The 13,806-nt window shown below is 55.5% G+C and carries 14 protein-coding genes; 5 read left to right on the top strand and 9 right to left on the bottom strand.

Features of this window, described 5'->3' with window-relative positions; all coding sequences use genetic code 11:
- Window positions 1-77: 77 nt before the first annotated feature.
- From EI77_RS09270 to wecB, 6 genes are all read right to left on the bottom strand, one after another.
- Window positions 78-998 (bottom strand): ROK family protein, encoded by a 921-nt coding sequence (locus EI77_RS09270; RefSeq protein WP_133794946.1) that lies wholly within the window; start codon window positions 996-998, stop codon window positions 78-80.
- Window positions 995-1,915 carry a methylenetetrahydrofolate reductase [NAD(P)H] gene (gene metF, locus EI77_RS09265; RefSeq protein ID WP_133795022.1) on the bottom strand — a complete coding sequence of 307 codons (921 nt, stop codon included), beginning with the start codon at window positions 1,913-1,915 and terminating at the stop codon, window positions 995-997. The genes EI77_RS09270 and metF overlap by 4 nt, the downstream gene beginning before the upstream one ends.
- A 105-nt stretch (window positions 1,916-2,020) precedes the next feature.
- Complete coding sequence (locus EI77_RS09260; protein WP_133794944.1) at window positions 2,021-3,328, bottom strand: FAD-dependent oxidoreductase; 1,308 nt, start codon at window positions 3,326-3,328, stop codon at window positions 2,021-2,023.
- A 19-nt stretch (window positions 3,329-3,347) separates the two neighbouring features.
- Entirely contained in the window at window positions 3,348-4,142 is a 795-nt protein-coding gene (locus EI77_RS09255; RefSeq protein ID WP_133794942.1) for a glycosyltransferase, read from the bottom strand.
- Complete coding sequence (locus tag EI77_RS09250; RefSeq protein WP_133794940.1) at window positions 4,139-5,137, bottom strand: polysaccharide deacetylase family protein; 999 nt, start codon at window positions 5,135-5,137, stop codon at window positions 4,139-4,141. The genes EI77_RS09255 and EI77_RS09250 overlap by 4 nt, the downstream gene beginning before the upstream one ends.
- A 3-nt stretch (window positions 5,138-5,140) precedes the next feature.
- Window positions 5,141-6,262, bottom strand: a complete 1,122-nt coding sequence (gene wecB / locus EI77_RS09245) for a non-hydrolyzing UDP-N-acetylglucosamine 2-epimerase (protein ID WP_166647146.1) — start codon at window positions 6,260-6,262, stop codon at window positions 5,141-5,143.
- A gap of 171 nt (window positions 6,263-6,433) precedes the next feature.
- Between wecB and EI77_RS09240 the strand changes: the two genes are divergently transcribed.
- Window positions 6,434-7,159: a YebC/PmpR family DNA-binding transcriptional regulator gene (locus tag EI77_RS09240; RefSeq protein WP_133794936.1), complete on the top strand. Its 726-nt coding sequence runs from the start codon at window positions 6,434-6,436 to the stop codon at window positions 7,157-7,159.
- 57 nt (window positions 7,160-7,216) lie between these two features.
- Here the strand turns inward: EI77_RS09240 and EI77_RS09235 are convergent, their stop codons facing one another.
- Window positions 7,217-8,452 carry a polysaccharide pyruvyl transferase family protein gene (locus tag EI77_RS09235; RefSeq protein ID WP_243838740.1) on the bottom strand — a complete coding sequence of 412 codons (1,236 nt, stop codon included), beginning with the start codon at window positions 8,450-8,452 and terminating at the stop codon, window positions 7,217-7,219.
- 192 nt (window positions 8,453-8,644) lie between these two features.
- On the opposite strand from EI77_RS09235, the gene EI77_RS09230 reads away from it, so the two are divergent.
- The gene (locus EI77_RS09230; RefSeq protein ID WP_133794934.1) at window positions 8,645-10,336 is read left to right on the top strand and encodes a cation:proton antiporter domain-containing protein; all 1,692 of its coding nucleotides are present in this window, start codon (window positions 8,645-8,647) and stop codon (window positions 10,334-10,336) included.
- A gap of 11 nt (window positions 10,337-10,347) precedes the next feature.
- On the opposite strand, the gene EI77_RS09225 is transcribed toward EI77_RS09230, so the two are convergent.
- Entirely contained in the window at window positions 10,348-10,650 is a 303-nt protein-coding gene (locus EI77_RS09225) for a glycine zipper domain-containing protein (RefSeq protein ID WP_243838737.1), read from the bottom strand.
- A gap of 235 nt (window positions 10,651-10,885) precedes the next feature.
- Here EI77_RS09225 and EI77_RS09220 point away from each other — a divergent pair, with 235 nt between their 5' ends.
- From EI77_RS09220 to EI77_RS09210, 3 genes are all read left to right on the top strand, one after another.
- A complete protein-coding gene (locus tag EI77_RS09220; protein ID WP_133794931.1) occupies window positions 10,886-11,404 on the top strand; it encodes a hypothetical protein in 519 nt (172 codons plus the stop codon).
- Between the two features lie 104 nt (window positions 11,405-11,508).
- Window positions 11,509-12,360, top strand: coding sequence for an SMP-30/gluconolactonase/LRE family protein (locus tag EI77_RS09215; protein ID WP_133794928.1), 852 nt, complete (start codon window positions 11,509-11,511; stop codon window positions 12,358-12,360).
- A 7-nt stretch (window positions 12,361-12,367) separates the two neighbouring features.
- Window positions 12,368-13,252: a prenyltransferase/squalene oxidase repeat-containing protein gene (locus EI77_RS09210; protein WP_166647145.1), complete on the top strand. Its 885-nt coding sequence runs from the start codon at window positions 12,368-12,370 to the stop codon at window positions 13,250-13,252.
- 272 nt (window positions 13,253-13,524) lie between these two features.
- Here EI77_RS09210 and EI77_RS09205 read toward each other — a convergent pair whose 3' ends face one another.
- Window positions 13,525-13,800, bottom strand: a complete 276-nt coding sequence (locus tag EI77_RS09205) for an addiction module protein (RefSeq protein ID WP_133794924.1) — start codon at window positions 13,798-13,800, stop codon at window positions 13,525-13,527.
- Between the last annotated feature and the right edge of the window lie 6 nt (window positions 13,801-13,806).

The following is a 13,806-nucleotide window of genomic DNA, read 5'->3' as shown; positions in this document are numbered from 1 at the left end:
CCTTGATCAAATTATACCAAGGACGAGGTAGCGGCACGATAACTACAGCCACCTGCCTCCATTGCCTCAGCACGTATTCAGGCTGGTCCGTCCAAAGTCATGCGACCTAGCGCCAGCGCGCCTAACAAACCAGAGCGCGTCCCCAGACCCGGCGTCACGAGGAAATGCTCAATGTCATGGCTCAACTGAGGCACGGCTAAATAACCGTTCATGTGCTGCATCAGCTTGCCCTGAATCAGCGGGATGAGATGTGGCTGTTGCATCACACCACCGCCCAGGATAATGCGCTTCGGGGACAGCGTCAGCGTCATATTCATGAGCGCATAGCCCATCACATCAGCCACCTCTTCCCAGGCCGGGTGATCCGGCGGCAGCGCATCTGCCTTCACGCCCCAGCGTTTCGCAATGGACGGCCCGGAGACATAACCTTCTACACAACTCTTATGATACGGGCACTGTCCTTCTCGTTGAATGGCCAGGCTGTTATGCGGCGGCGGCACAATGAGATGCCCCACTTCAGGATGGAGAAGTCCGTGCAAAAGCTGCCCGTTCACTAAGACTCCACCACCGACACCCGTCCCAACGGTGATGTAAATCAGCGGATCCATCCCCTGCCCTGCACCCCAGAGATACTCGGCCAATACGGCCGCATTCACATCCGTATCAAAGCCGACAGGCACCTTGAAACGATGCTTGAAAAACTTCACCACATCCGTCTGCTGCCAATGCGGCTTGGGCGTGGTCGTGATGAAGCCATAGGTTTCACTTTCGCGATTGAGATCCACTGGCCCAAAGGTGCCCAGGCCAATAGCCGCGATAGGCCCATGCGTGACCTTCATCTTGGAAATCCAGTGACTGACATGTTCCAATGTCTCGTTAGGCGTCGTCGTATCGATGCGCACTGTGTCCAAAATTTGATGCGGTCCCGTGCCGATGCCACAGACAAATTTGGTGCCACCACCTTCGATGGCGACAATGAGAGGGGATTCTGCACTCATGACGGGCGGACTGCGGAAGAATCACGAATACCCAGGCTGGCATAGATTTCGCGAGTAGCCTGAAATTTGTTGAGTGTATAAAAATGGATGCCATCCACGCCATGCTCCAGCAGGTCGCGGCATTGCTCCGTAGCGTAATGTACGCCCACCCGCTGCACCGCCTCCTCGTCGCCACCACAACGCTGAATAGCCCGCATCAGCTTGGCCGGGTAGCGTGCACCCGCAGCCAGCTCCGCCATACGCCGCATGCCGCTTGCACTCGTGATCGGCATGATGCCTGCAATGATGGGGATATGAATGCCAGCCAGCTTGCAGCGGTCACGGAAATCAAAGAAGTCGTGATTATCAAAAAACAATTGGGTGCAGATGTAGTCCGCCCCGGCATCCACCTTGGCTTTTAGATAATCCATCTCCAGCATACGGTTCGGCGTCGATGGATGGCCTTCAGGAAACCCTGCCACACCAATGCCAAATCCCCGTCGGTCCGGGTGCGCGTGGCTGTTGTTAAATTTGGTGATGAAGCTCACCAGGTCCACTGCATGCTGAAAGGCATCGTTCTTCCGTTCATATCCTTCCAAATTGCGCGGCGGATCGCCTCCCAGTGCCAGAATATTGCTCACTCCGGCCTCCGCGTACCGTTCCAGGATGGAAGCAATATCCGCCTCATTGTGACAAACACAGGTCAGATGCGGCACCGGATCCAGCGTGGTCGTCTTTTTGATGCGCACCACCAAGTCATGCGTCAGCTCCCGCGTGGAGCCACCAGCTCCGTATGTCACGCTCACAAACGAAGGTTTGTATGCTTCCAGTTCTCCAATGGTCTGATACAGAGCCTCCGAAGCCTCCGCCGTTTTAGGTGGAAAAAATTCAAAGGACAGCGTCGGGCGCTGGTTGGCAAGAATGTCGGCGATATGCATCAGGCAAGAAGTGAGGTCGGCAGGCAGACTCATTCAACGCGGGACTCGCGCCGGGGCAAGTCATAGAATGCTCTTTGCGCCCAATTGCACGGACCCGCCTTCACTCTACATCGCCCCCAAAGTCTTCTCCGCCTGGATGACACTGCCATTCCAGGAGGTCACCACAGGATAAACCTGAGCCGTCGTGGCCAGGGCTACCTTCCCAGGAATCAGCACTTCAGGCGGCCTCTTTTTGAGAAAGCCCCGTGTGTAAACAGGCTCCACGAAGGGTGCCCGGAATAGATAATCAGCCTCCAGTTCATCCTGCCGCAGATCAGGGAAAATTTTCTGCAATGCAGCGAACCATGATGTTTTAATCTCCTCTTCCGGCTGGTTAAACCGGGGATCCGTGCGGTGGACATACTTTGTCAGATAAACAACGTGCCTTCCCTGCCCACGATCCGCCTCGTCCGTCAGCGTGGAGGTCTCCACCACTCCGTCAAAAGGATGCTCCCGCTCAGGCGTGGCCAGCCAGTAATGCTTCGTCAGTGGTCGCTTCAGAAACAGCACATGATTGATCACCCCCTGAAAATCGATGTTCCAGTCCGGTACATCCGCCCGTTGTTTAAAAGCGTCCGTGGCCAGAGTTTGCAGTGTTGGCCATGGCAGCGTGATCAGCATCTGCTCCGCCCGCAGCTCTCCGGTATCCGTTTCCACAAAAGGATGCCCGGTGGCATCCAGGTCGATTTTATGGATCTTTTCATTCATTCGCAGGGTCACCCCCAGCGCCTTCAGCCGCGTCGCAAAGGTGTCCGTGATACGCTTATAGCCACCTCTCACATAACCCTTCACCTCCCCCTTGCTCTCGCCTTTCTCCCGATTAAAGCGGGTCCAAAACCATAGTGCCGGCACATCCTGAAACCGGTCTCCAAATTTAGCCTCTAGCATGGGTTGCCAGAAGGTGCTGAAAGCCCGCTTGCCGGAAAGCCCCTGCAACCATTGAGCCGTCGTGATTTCATCCAGCCCCTTGTCAGAGCATACCCGTCCCCAGGCCCCTGTAATCCCCACCCGGATGCGATCCATGAATGGCAGCGGTCCAAAACGCAGCAGATCCACCGGCGTATTCAGCGGATAAATGCTGCCACCGCCCGCATAGGCAAAAGAGCTCGGCCGCCAATAAATATCTTTGGTTAGGCCCAGCGTCTCCATCACCTCCAGCAACGGCCCGTCGCTGGGCAGCATGCAGTGATAAAATTTTTCAAACGTCCGCCCATCGTGCTGGAAAAATGTACCCAGCCCACCCAATTGGTCAGAGCCTTCCACCAAGGTCACCGGGTGGCCTTTTTCAGCCAGCCTCAGCGCACCCACCAGGCCGCTGATGCCTGCTCCCAGGATAAGAACATGCGGCAGCTTGGAACTCGGAACAGATTGCATAAATGAAAACAAGAACACTTCAAGCACCCGCCTGCTTGGCCGTCATGGCCACGGCAGTAGCTGCATCCGGCCTTTTGGACCGATACCGGTTCACTACGATAAGGTAGCGCTTCAGCGTTCTCCAGATGCGCAGCTTGCTCACCCCAGCCTTCAGGTCATACCGCAGCGTGTAGGGGATCTCCGTGGCTTTTGCACCGATGGCACGCAGCTTGAGCAATACCTCCAGCATGCAAACGAAGCCACTTTCCTCCACCAGTTTGTCTTCTCCATAGACGGTCGCCATACGCTTCAGCAGGCCACTGTCATAAGCCCGAAACCCCGTGGAATAATCCCGCACATTGTTGAAAGGAACCAGGGTTTTCATCAATAGAAAACAGCCCAGGCTAAGTCCCTTTCGGAAAGCCGAAAGTCCCACGATCACACTTCCCGTCTGATAGCGGGAGGCGATGACCAATTGCACGTCTTTCGTTTCCAACTCACGCACCATCTCCATCACATAGATAGGGTCATGCGTATTATCGGAATCCATCACCACCACTGCATCCGCCACTTTCATCGCTGCGGACAGGCCGGTCTGTATTCCCATTCCCAGCCCTTTATTTGCTTCATGCTGGATGAGGGTCAGCGGCATGTCCTTGGCACCTTCCTTCGCGATCTCAGCCGTGCGGTCTTTGGAGCCATCATCCACCACGATCACCTCGTAGCGAAAGTCCTGCCCGGAGAGCGTTTCTTTGATTCGCGCCAGCAGAGCAGGCAGATCTTTTTCTTCATTGAAGGCAGGCAGCACAATAGCCACCGATGCAATGCGTTTCATATGCGGTTAGGTTGGAGATTAAATTTGGGCGTTTCCGTTTTCATTGGGTCGGGATGCACCGGTGCAGTGAGATCATGCGCCACCTGCCCCATCGTTGCGGTCCCCCAATGACTGCGCAAACTGCTCAGCGCATGCCGGACCAGCTCGATCTTCTTCTCCGCAGGCACCTTCATGGCAGGGAAAAACCCAAGCGCAGGCACATCAGTCGCATCGAGGAAATCCGTCGGGTGCAGCAGCAGGGACGGAGCCACATCCGTCAGTCGGCAAAGCCCCACCGCCATATCCCAATAGGCCCTTGCCAGAGGCATCGAATACTGGGCGAGGAAAAGCAGATAGCTCAGATGGACCGGTGTGCGGAAAACCGGCATCGTAGTGACCGGTATCTCCAGCAAGCCCGGCTGGATTTGGTATGGTGTCAACGGCGAGAAGGCATTCGAAAAATTGCCGTAGAGACCTTTGCGCTTCGCTTTCTCCTCAGGCGACAATTGGGAGGTAAAGAAAAAATAAGCTCTCGCCACCGGCCCCATCACTGTCGGGAAAAGGCTGGCATCATATCGGTAACCACGGCGGATCAGCAGATCGCGCACCGCCGCTGAAGTGCTAAATCCCGGTCCGCGAAACCCTCGCGCACGCTGTCCAGTCGCCTCAAAGATGGCCTCTTCTGACTGATCAAATTCCGCCTCCAGTTCCTTTTCATTATACAGGTGCAGCCACGGCTCATGCATGTGGCTGTGATTAGCGATTTCATGCCCCTCCTCAGTCAGGCTTTGCAGCGCTGCATGGTTCTTTTTCAAAGAAGCATCCTTTCCCACCACAAACACAGTGATGCGCAACCCGGCCCGGCGCATTGTATCCAGGATACGTGGGGTGACTAAGTCCAGATAGCTGGGGAAATCCTGCCACCCGTCCAGCCCCTGGGTCTTCATGTAGGCCCATTGGTTGTCCAGATCGAGGGAAACGCTGGCTTGGATTCGGTTCAAAGGACGATTCAGCATAAGTTAAGATTTCAGCAGATGGGCGATGATGCGCTCGGAGGCGTGACCGTCCCCAAAGACCTTCTCCGCCCCAGCGGCATGCGCGAACCAGACCGCATCAGCCACTGCCTCATTCAAAAGTGATTCCAGGTCGCTTGCACATTCGCCGACCAGCCGCGCCACGCCCGCATCCACACCTTCCGGCCGTTCCGTATTTTCCCGCAGCACCAGGATGGGCTTGCCCAGGGAGGCCGCCTCTTCCTGGATACCGCCGGAATCGCTGACAATGAGCCACGCATCCGAAAGGAGATGCACAAAATCTGCATAGCCCATCGGCGTTGTGATGATAATCTGGTCACAACCGCCCAGTTCCTCCGCCGCAGCTTCTTTGACTGCGGGATTCGGATGCATCGGAAAGACCACACACAGCTCAGGATGCGCTTCGGCGAAACGGCGTAGCAACCGCAAATGCGTCCGCATGGTATCACCGAAGTTTTCGCGCCGATGAGTGGTCAGCAGCACCACCTTACGTCCTGCGATCTGTTTCCTCAGCACTCCCATGTCAGCCCCAGGCAGTGCATGGGCCAGCGTATGGTGCAGTGCATCCACGACCGTATTTCCAGTAACCAGGATCTGGGAGTCCAGGATCCCCTCTGCCAGCAGCGCGGCACGGTTTCGCTCAGTCGCTGCAAAGTGTATAGAAGCCAGTTGCGAGACAAGCCGACGGTTCATCTCTTCCGGGAAAGGACTCAGTGGATTGCCAGAGCGCAGCCCCGCCTCAATATGCCCCACGGGTATCTTGCGGTGAAAAGCTGCCTGCGCTCCGCCCAAGGCCGTCGCCGTATCCCCCTGCACCAGCACGTAGTCCGGTTTCACTTCCTCCAGCACCGGATCTAAACGGTCGATCACCCGCGAAAGCAGCCGGTTTAATGGCTGTCCAGCTACCATCGCCTCCAGGTCATGCGCGGGATGCACATCAAATAGATCAAAGAGTGGCGTCAGCAGATCGGCATGCTGCCCACTGTTTACCAAAATGGCTTCAGATCCTTGTTTGCGGGCTTCCAGAATAAGCGGTGCCACTTTGATCATTTCTGGACGTGTACCCAGAACGAAAAGCAGGCGTTTGGCTCTGGAAATATCCGTCATTCTGGAAATTTTAACATTCTCACTCATTTAAGCAATGGGTTCTAAAGTAAAATCTGCATTTTCCTCAGGTTTACCCGCCTATTTTCGCAGCCTCCTCGCCCCTCTTTTGCATCCACCCTTGCATTCTCACCCCGCCTGCCTTTCGATACGAATTCACTCTTTTATTGACTCATGGGCGCACAATGGAAACAAAAATGGCGGGAACTGGCCGCCGATCAAAAAGGCAAACTCGTCGGCAAACTGACGCGTGAAATTCAGGTGGCCGCACGTCTTGGCGGCCCGGACCCTGATCTCAATGCACGCCTCTTCGCGGGCATCGCCGCCGCTCGTAAACAGAGCGTCACCCGCGATTCCATTGAGCGGGCCATCGCCAAAGGCGCAGGCATTGGCGGTGAGCAGGTCAACTACCAGACCGTGATGTTCGAAGGCTTCGGCCCCCATCGTGTCCCCGTCATGGTGGAATGCCTTACCGATAATAACAACCGTACCTCCTCAGAAGTACGTGTACTTTTCAAAGCCGGCAGCATGGGCACCCCAGGCTCCGTTGCCTGGATGTTTGATCATTGCGGTCTGATCGAAGGTCAGCATACCGACAAGGCCATCGACATCGAAGTCGCCGCCCTTGAGGCTGAAGCAGACAATGTGGAACCGCTGGAGTTGGATGAAGAAGAAGCCGCAGGTCACATCGGAGCCCGTTTCTTCTGCCCCATCCCTTCCCTGGACACAGTGACCAAGGCGCTCAAAGCAGCCGGATGGAGCATCACCACCTCTGAAATGCACTACCAGCCGAAGGACTATCCTGAACTCACCGAAGCCCAGCGCGACGATGTGACCAACTTCCTCCAAGGGCTGGACGGTCACGCGGACGTACATCGCGTTTATGCGGCTCTCAAATAAACCAATTCGCCAAAAAAAAGCCCAGGCCGTTCAAGCCTGGGCTTTTTTTGTTTAGCCCTACTTTTCCAGCTCCTCACGGAGGACAGTCATCATCCGCTTCATCCGGTCATCGGCGATGCCCTTGGCCTTGAGCGCCTTGGCTCGCGCAGCAGCTTGGTCATTGATGATCGCCAGAACGGCCGGTGTCAGACCTTTTTCCGCCTCGTCTTTGTCATGGTCGAAAAGCCATTCCGAAAGACCGATATCTTTCCACATAAAGCCCTTGCTTGTCTGCTCCTTATAGCGGCAGACGATGGCGGGAATGCCATGACCGATGCACAGGATGGGGCTGTGTTGCTCATTGCCGAACAAGCCCGCACAACGGTTATAGACTCCTTGGGCAAAGTCCGTCAGCCAGTATTGCTCACGCCACACCACCCGGTCTTTCACATCCGCAGGCAGCTTGTCGTAGATCATCTCCTTGTTCAGTTTCATCTGGCTCGCATCTTCCGGGCACAGCAGGACCTTCATTGAGGTTTCACGCACCACCGCAATCACCGCATTACGCAGAGGAGCGATGTCGTGCTCCTTCATTTTCTCATTGTATGCATGGGACTTTTCATTGAAGGGCACATGCTTTTTGATCTCCCAATACGGCGTGCGCCGCAGCTTCGGAATGCAGCAAACGAACTTGCCATCTTCAAGGCCGACTTCCTTTAACCAAGCCGCTGCAGGTTCATCGGAAACCAGATCGCAGGCAAACGTCGCATCCGGTCCGAACTCCATGATCGGGCAGGTCGCTTCTAGTTTCTTCGCCGTCTCCAGCGAAACTGAATCCCGGAAAAAGGTGAATTGGGAGCCATTGATCACCTCCAGCCCCGCCTTGGCATTTATGTAGCCCCAGGTTACCCCAGCGATGCCGTAGGGCTTGCCTCCGGTCTTTTGTGTCCAGTCAACAATGCTCCCGCTGGAGATGCCTGGGCCTGAACCATGAAGCAGGAAGTCATGGCTCTTGAAAGCCTCTTCTTTCGCCGTGTCACCCTTGGCCAGGATCTTGAGTTTTGGAAAACGCTTCATCAGCATTTTGTCCACCCCATTCTCCACGCTACCTGGCCACAGAGTGACCTCATACTCCGGCAGGTAGGTTTCCAAAAGCTTCAACATCCCCGGCGTATGCGCGATGTCTCCAATATTTTCCGTCTGCCAGGAGGAGCGCAGCAGGATCTTCTTTTTCGGAGCGGCATCGGCAGCCGAAATGAAGGAAGGGAGGGCGCTGGCAGCGAGAGCTTGTGTTAGAAATAAACGGCGGTTCATAAAAATAAAAAACAGCTCGGAAAGAGCTGTTTTTACATAAGGACTCAATTCTCGCTTATTGGACAGCCTTTTCCCATATTCACGCCTGGAATCCGGCGAGTCCAAATAGCTTTGGGTCTTTTCTCAACCAAGATTTTTAAGTTCCTCTCTCATTCCGCTTGAGCAAAGCGCATGTCTTGTCCATGACAGACCATGCTTCCCCGCCTGACTCCCCTGCTCGCTGCTGCTGAGGGGCTGCCGCCTCTCTTTACACTCCTGGCGGTCATGCTCACCACGGTGGTCTTTGTCTCCCTGCTGTTGCTAAAACTTCAGCAGTCCCTCCTGGCGGGATACTTCATCTGCGGTGTCATCGTCGCCAATAGCGGCGTTTTGGATCTGCTGGGTGGTGGCGAATCTGAAGCACGCATTGCACAAATGTCAGAGTTTGGTGTGATGTTGCTCATGTTCACCCTGGGCATGGAGTTTTCCTTGAGTGACCTGCGTTACGTCCGGCGCCTAGCTTTCGTCGGGGGTGGTTGGCAGATGGGATTGTGCATCCTTATTGCCGGTGCAGGCGCTTGGATCGGTGGTCTTTCGATGACAGGTGCAATCCTGCTGGCCGTGGCTCTGGCCATGAGTTCCACTGCGGTCAGTTTAAAAACATTTCAGGATTTGGGTCTCGAATCCAGCACGGGTGCACGAATGGCCCTGGCGGTGGCCATTTTCCAGGATCTCTTCATCATTGTCTTTTTCCTGGTCCTTCCCCTTCTTCTTCATGAAGGCGGTGCAGACCAGAGCATTTGGCAGCGCGTCGGCTCACTGCTGGGGCGAGGTGGCCTCTTTGTCATCCTCGCTGGCGTAGCCGCACGCTGGGTCATTCCCATGCTGCTGAATGCCGTCACCCGCACCCGTAACCGTGAGCTCTTCACCCTGAGTGTCGTCGGCTCCTGCCTCGGCTTGGCTTTCATCGGGGGCCTTCTTCAGCTTGGCCTTGCCCTGGGGGCCTTTGTCGCTGGCTTGGCCGTCAGCGAATCCATCTTCAAACATCGCATCCTTGCGGACATCATGCCCATCAAGGATCTTTTTCTCACCCTGTTCTTTGTCTCGGTGGGATTGATGATCGACCTTCAAGTGGCAGCCATATATTGGAAACCCATCCTGGCCCTCACGACAGTCATCATGGTGGCCAAGGCTGGATTGATCACCCTCATTGCACGCCTACTCGGCCTAGCTCACCGGCAGTCACTGATGGCCGGTTTGGGACTTTGCAGCGCAGGGGAGTTTTCCTTGGTACTGTTACAGAAGGCCGGCCACGCGGGAGTTTGGGATTCCGGCACCCAACAGACATTCATCGCCAGCGCCGCGCTCAGCATGGGGCTTCTTCCCGCTTTGATGCGCGCCGGAGAACCTCTTGGAACTCGTTTGGAAAAACTCGGCTGGGGAAGAAAAAAACCTGCTCTTCCTGAATCTGCCCCCATGCGCCAAAAGATGAGTGTGATGCATGATCACGCCATCATCTGCGGATATGGTCCGGTAGGACAGCAACTGAACAAGTCTCTACACGACGAAGGTGTCTCCACACTCATCGTAGAACTGAATGCAGAAACAGTGAGCCTGTTAAAGCGTCAAGGTCAGGCCGTCCTCTTTGCCGACGCCGCCCATGCGGAAACCTGGGAACTCACCCGTCTTTCTGAAGCCCGCATGGTCGCCTTTACCTTCCCTGATGCCACATTGACCTTGCAGGCCTTGTCACAAATACGCGAGCACCGAAAGGATATTCCGGTGCTCGCAAGGGCAAGATTCGCTTCAGACGTTGAACGCTTGAAACGCTTCGGTGCCACGGTAGTGATCAATGATGAAATTGAGGCGGCCCGAGCTGTTGTGGAGCAAGGGCGCGTCCTCTGATTCATCATGTATCAATAGTAATAGTAACGGTTGTTCCGATAGCCACGCTGGTTGTAATAACGACCATTGTTGTAGTAGCGACCGCGCTGATAATTCCGTTGGTCCTGGGAGTTGCCAATGGCATTTCCAGCTAGGGCTCCGAGACCAGCACCGATGGCAGCGCCTTCCAGGCCACGACCACTTTGATTGCCGACGATACCGCCTAAGGCTGCACCGCCCAGACCGCCGACGACGGTTCCGGTCTGTGCGTTAGGACCAGTGGCGCAAGAGGCCAGCGAAGAGATGGCAATGAGTGTAATAAAAATGCGTTTCATGATGCGATAGGTTGAGTTGGGCATGGCAGTCGCCACACTGCAATTGGTTAGGGCAAGGAGCGTGCCATCGTCTTTTTCCCAGGCAGATCGGTACAGCTCCCACCCATTAATTGCATCATGCACCACAAAGGGTCGCTTTAATCGTGCTGGCTGCATGATTTAGAGACAAACTTTTGAATACTCTGCAAAAAACACAGTCTCCTTTAGATGCGCCCAACATTGCGGCCTAATTCTCATGAAATCCATCTTCAAACTTCTCGCCACAGCCACTCTCGCCCTGGGGCTTTCATCCTGTCTGTTTACCGAACCCGTCTTTACAGGCGGTTTTGTCATGGCTGACCCAGAAGTGGCCGGCGTCTGGATGAGTGAAGATGAAACCGGCGATGCACGAGGGCGTGAATTTGCTGTGCTTGCCCCCATCGGACAGGATGCCTTCATGCTCAACTATCCCGTCGGTTCCAAGGGCAGTTCCTACTTTGAAGTCCGGCCATTAAAAGTAGGGGGAAAAGACGTCTGGCAGGTTAAGCTCGCCGCCACCTTTGAAGACGGTCTGCCGAAAAACGATACGCCCACCTATACCCTGCTCCTGGTCGAAAAAGCCGCTGGGGACAAGATGCAGATCCGGCCGTTGAAAACAGAAGGTGAGCATACGGTCAGCGCCGCTGCGACTCAAAAAGCCCTCCAGGACAAGTCTCCAGACTGGGATAAACTTTTCGGCGAAGCCAAAACATTTACACGGCTGAAAGACAGGTAATCACCATGTCCCGCGATAGGATTCAGGTCGGCCAATTTTGTCTGACCTGAACCTCATGTTCCCTCATGCCTTGACCTCCACTTCCTCCCGCCTATCACGTGTGCATGACCAAACCTGAAATTGTCGGCACATACACTTCCGTCTGGGGCGAAGGCCCGATCTGGGACAAAAACCGTCTGCTTTATGTGGACATCGAAAGCTATAAGATCATCGCCTTCTACCCAGCCACCGGGGAGGAAAAGATCTGGGATGTAGGCCAGCGTGTAGGCACGGTGGTGGTCCGCGAAAAAGGCGGCCTCGTCTGGGCGGGGGATCAGGGTTTCTTTTTCCTGGATGAAGAAACAGGAATCAGCACCCCGATTGCCGATCCTGAGCCGGATCTCCTCGACAACCGCTTTAATGACGGCAAGTGCGACCCCCTCGGCCGTTTTTGGGCAGGCACGATCTGCCTCAAGAAACGCCCGGATGCCTCCCTTTATTGTCTCCGCAAAGATCTCACGGTGGAAAAGAAATTCGGCCCAGTGACCAATTCCAACGGCATCATCTGGAGCCGCGACGGCGAAACCATGTTCTACATCGATACGCCGAGTAAAAAGATCCGTGCCTTTGACTTCGATATTACCACTGCTGACATCAGCAACGAGCGTGTCATTTGGGATACCAGCGCAGATTCCAGCAGCCCCGACGGAATGACGATCGACAGTGAGGACCGCCTCTGGATCGCCTTCTGTCATGGGGCCAAGGTTGTCTGTTTTGATCCGGCCACTTCGCAGGTGGTGCAGCAGATTGATTTCCCCTGTGTCGAGACAACGGCCTGCGCCTTTGGTGGCCCGGAGCTGCGTGATCTCTACGTAACGACAGGTGTCAAAGGTGACCTGGAAGAAGCCCATGCCGGCCGTCTCTTCGTCTGCCGTCCAGGTGCTCAGGGCGTGCCCAGCGTTGCGTTTGCCGGATAAAAAAAGCATGTCCTTCAGACTCGAAATGCTTCAGGTCGCCAGGGTGGCCCCCAAGCTCCTGGGTGAATCCACAGAGCTTGTTGCCACTTTTTTAAACTCCCGCCTCCACCCGGATGGCGGATTCATGGACCGTGACGGTAAACCGGATCTCTATTACACGGTCTTTGGCATGGAAGGCCTCATGGCTTTACAAGCCAGTCCTCCCGTTGAATTAACACGCTCCTGGTTAGGCCATTTTGGGGATGGCGCAGGCCTTGACTTTGTCCACCTGTGCTGCCTCGCACGCTGCTGGGCTGGCATTGGCATGGCTGGATTCCCCGAAGCCTCGCGTGTTAAACTGGCAGAACGCATCGAAGCCTATCGCACCCCCGACGGAGGTTATCATCAGGCACCTGGACGTAAGAATGGCAGTGCTTACGGCTGCCTCATTGCCTGGGGCGGCTATCAGGACCTGGGGCTGCTGCCACCGGATGCGATGAACATCGCCCTCTGCATGGACAGTCTGGAAACACCCGATGGAGCCTGGTCCAATGAACCCGGCATCCGCCTTGGCTCCACCACCGCCACAGCCGCCATGCTATCGCTCTACCGCCACCTGCAAATGCCCCCACCTCCAGCCAGTGTGGAGTGGCTGGTCCGCCAGTGCCTTCCCGGAGGTGGCTTCCTGGCCATACAAGGTGCCCCCATCCCGGACCTCCTCTCCACCGCCGTAGCCCTTCACGCCCTCTCCGGCAATGACGCCGCCATCGAACGTGTGCGCGAACCCTGCCTCGACTTCGTGGACAGCCTCTGGAGTGCCGAGGGCGGCTTTCACGGCAACTGGACCGACGACACCCTCGACCCCGAATATACCTACTACGGCCTGCTCGCCCTCGGGCACCTGGCGCTATAAAAGCTCCCCCTTCGGCCCTTCACATCGCGAGGATGACCACCTTCTCATTCCAGGTCATATAAGGGATGTAGTATTCATCAAAGCGAGGAGCCAAATTAACCCGCCGCACATCTTTCCAGCGAACGTTATAGAGCAGAGGGTTCTGACAGATCAGATACCTGCATCGCAAATATGCTCTTTCAAACTTGATCACAAGAGATTCATCAACACCCCGAATAACATGATTAAATCATCATGTTCCAGCTTTGCCGCAGGATGAATCTTCCAATTCATCACGGACGATAAACCGGACGTGTTATTCCCAATTTGGCAAACAAAGCATCCGTCTGACGATCTGCTTCCTCGCCTGGAATCAACTCCACCCTGCCTTCGATAACGTCCTGCATGCGCCGGTCTATTTCCGCGTCCCATTCGGCTTCGATAGAGGCGAATTCGTCATCAGTGGGGGGCAGGACGTACTCGTTTTGGAGATCACGCAGGAGGGCTTCGATCTCATCAGGACCGAGACTGCGGATCTCCTTTTTGATGTGCTCAACGGCGGCCGTCATGAAGCC

This window comes from Prosthecobacter fusiformis (genome assembly GCF_004364345.1).
Taxonomy (GTDB): domain Bacteria; phylum Verrucomicrobiota; class Verrucomicrobiia; order Verrucomicrobiales; family Verrucomicrobiaceae; genus Prosthecobacter; species Prosthecobacter fusiformis.
Note: the sequence above shows the minus strand (reverse complement) of the source record. Positions and strands in the feature narration are given on the sequence as shown.

Excerpts from the sequence above, each read along its gene's own strand:
- EI77_RS09230 (WP_133794934.1), top strand. The coding sequence starts at position 8,645 with ATGCTTCCCCGCCTGACTCCCCTGCTCGCTGCTGCTGAGGGGCTGCCG.
- EI77_RS09255 (WP_133794942.1), bottom strand. The coding sequence starts at position 4,142 with ATGAAACGCATTGCATCGGTGGCTATTGTGCTGCCTGCCTTCAATGAA.
- EI77_RS09250 (WP_133794940.1), bottom strand. The coding sequence starts at position 5,137 with ATGCTGAATCGTCCTTTGAACCGAATCCAAGCCAGCGTTTCCCTCGAT.
- wecB (WP_166647146.1), bottom strand. The coding sequence starts at position 6,262 with ATGACGGATATTTCCAGAGCCAAACGCCTGCTTTTCGTTCTGGGTACA.
- EI77_RS09260 (WP_133794944.1), bottom strand. The coding sequence starts at position 3,328 with ATGCAATCTGTTCCGAGTTCCAAGCTGCCGCATGTTCTTATCCTGGGA.
- EI77_RS09220 (WP_133794931.1), top strand. The coding sequence starts at position 10,886 with ATGAAATCCATCTTCAAACTTCTCGCCACAGCCACTCTCGCCCTGGGG.
- EI77_RS09240 (WP_133794936.1), top strand. The coding sequence starts at position 6,434 with ATGGGCGCACAATGGAAACAAAAATGGCGGGAACTGGCCGCCGATCAA.
- EI77_RS09210 (WP_166647145.1), top strand. The coding sequence starts at position 12,368 with ATGTCCTTCAGACTCGAAATGCTTCAGGTCGCCAGGGTGGCCCCCAAG.
- EI77_RS09205 (WP_133794924.1), bottom strand. The coding sequence starts at position 13,800 with ATGACGGCCGCCGTTGAGCACATCAAAAAGGAGATCCGCAGTCTCGGT.
- EI77_RS09270 (WP_133794946.1), bottom strand. The coding sequence starts at position 998 with ATGAGTGCAGAATCCCCTCTCATTGTCGCCATCGAAGGTGGTGGCACC.
- EI77_RS09235 (WP_243838740.1), bottom strand. The coding sequence starts at position 8,452 with ATGAACCGCCGTTTATTTCTAACACAAGCTCTCGCTGCCAGCGCCCTC.
- EI77_RS09225 (WP_243838737.1), bottom strand. The coding sequence starts at position 10,650 with ATGAAACGCATTTTTATTACACTCATTGCCATCTCTTCGCTGGCCTCT.
- EI77_RS09215 (WP_133794928.1), top strand. The coding sequence starts at position 11,509 with ATGACCAAACCTGAAATTGTCGGCACATACACTTCCGTCTGGGGCGAA.
- metF (WP_133795022.1), bottom strand. The coding sequence starts at position 1,915 with ATGCATATCGCCGACATTCTTGCCAACCAGCGCCCGACGCTGTCCTTT.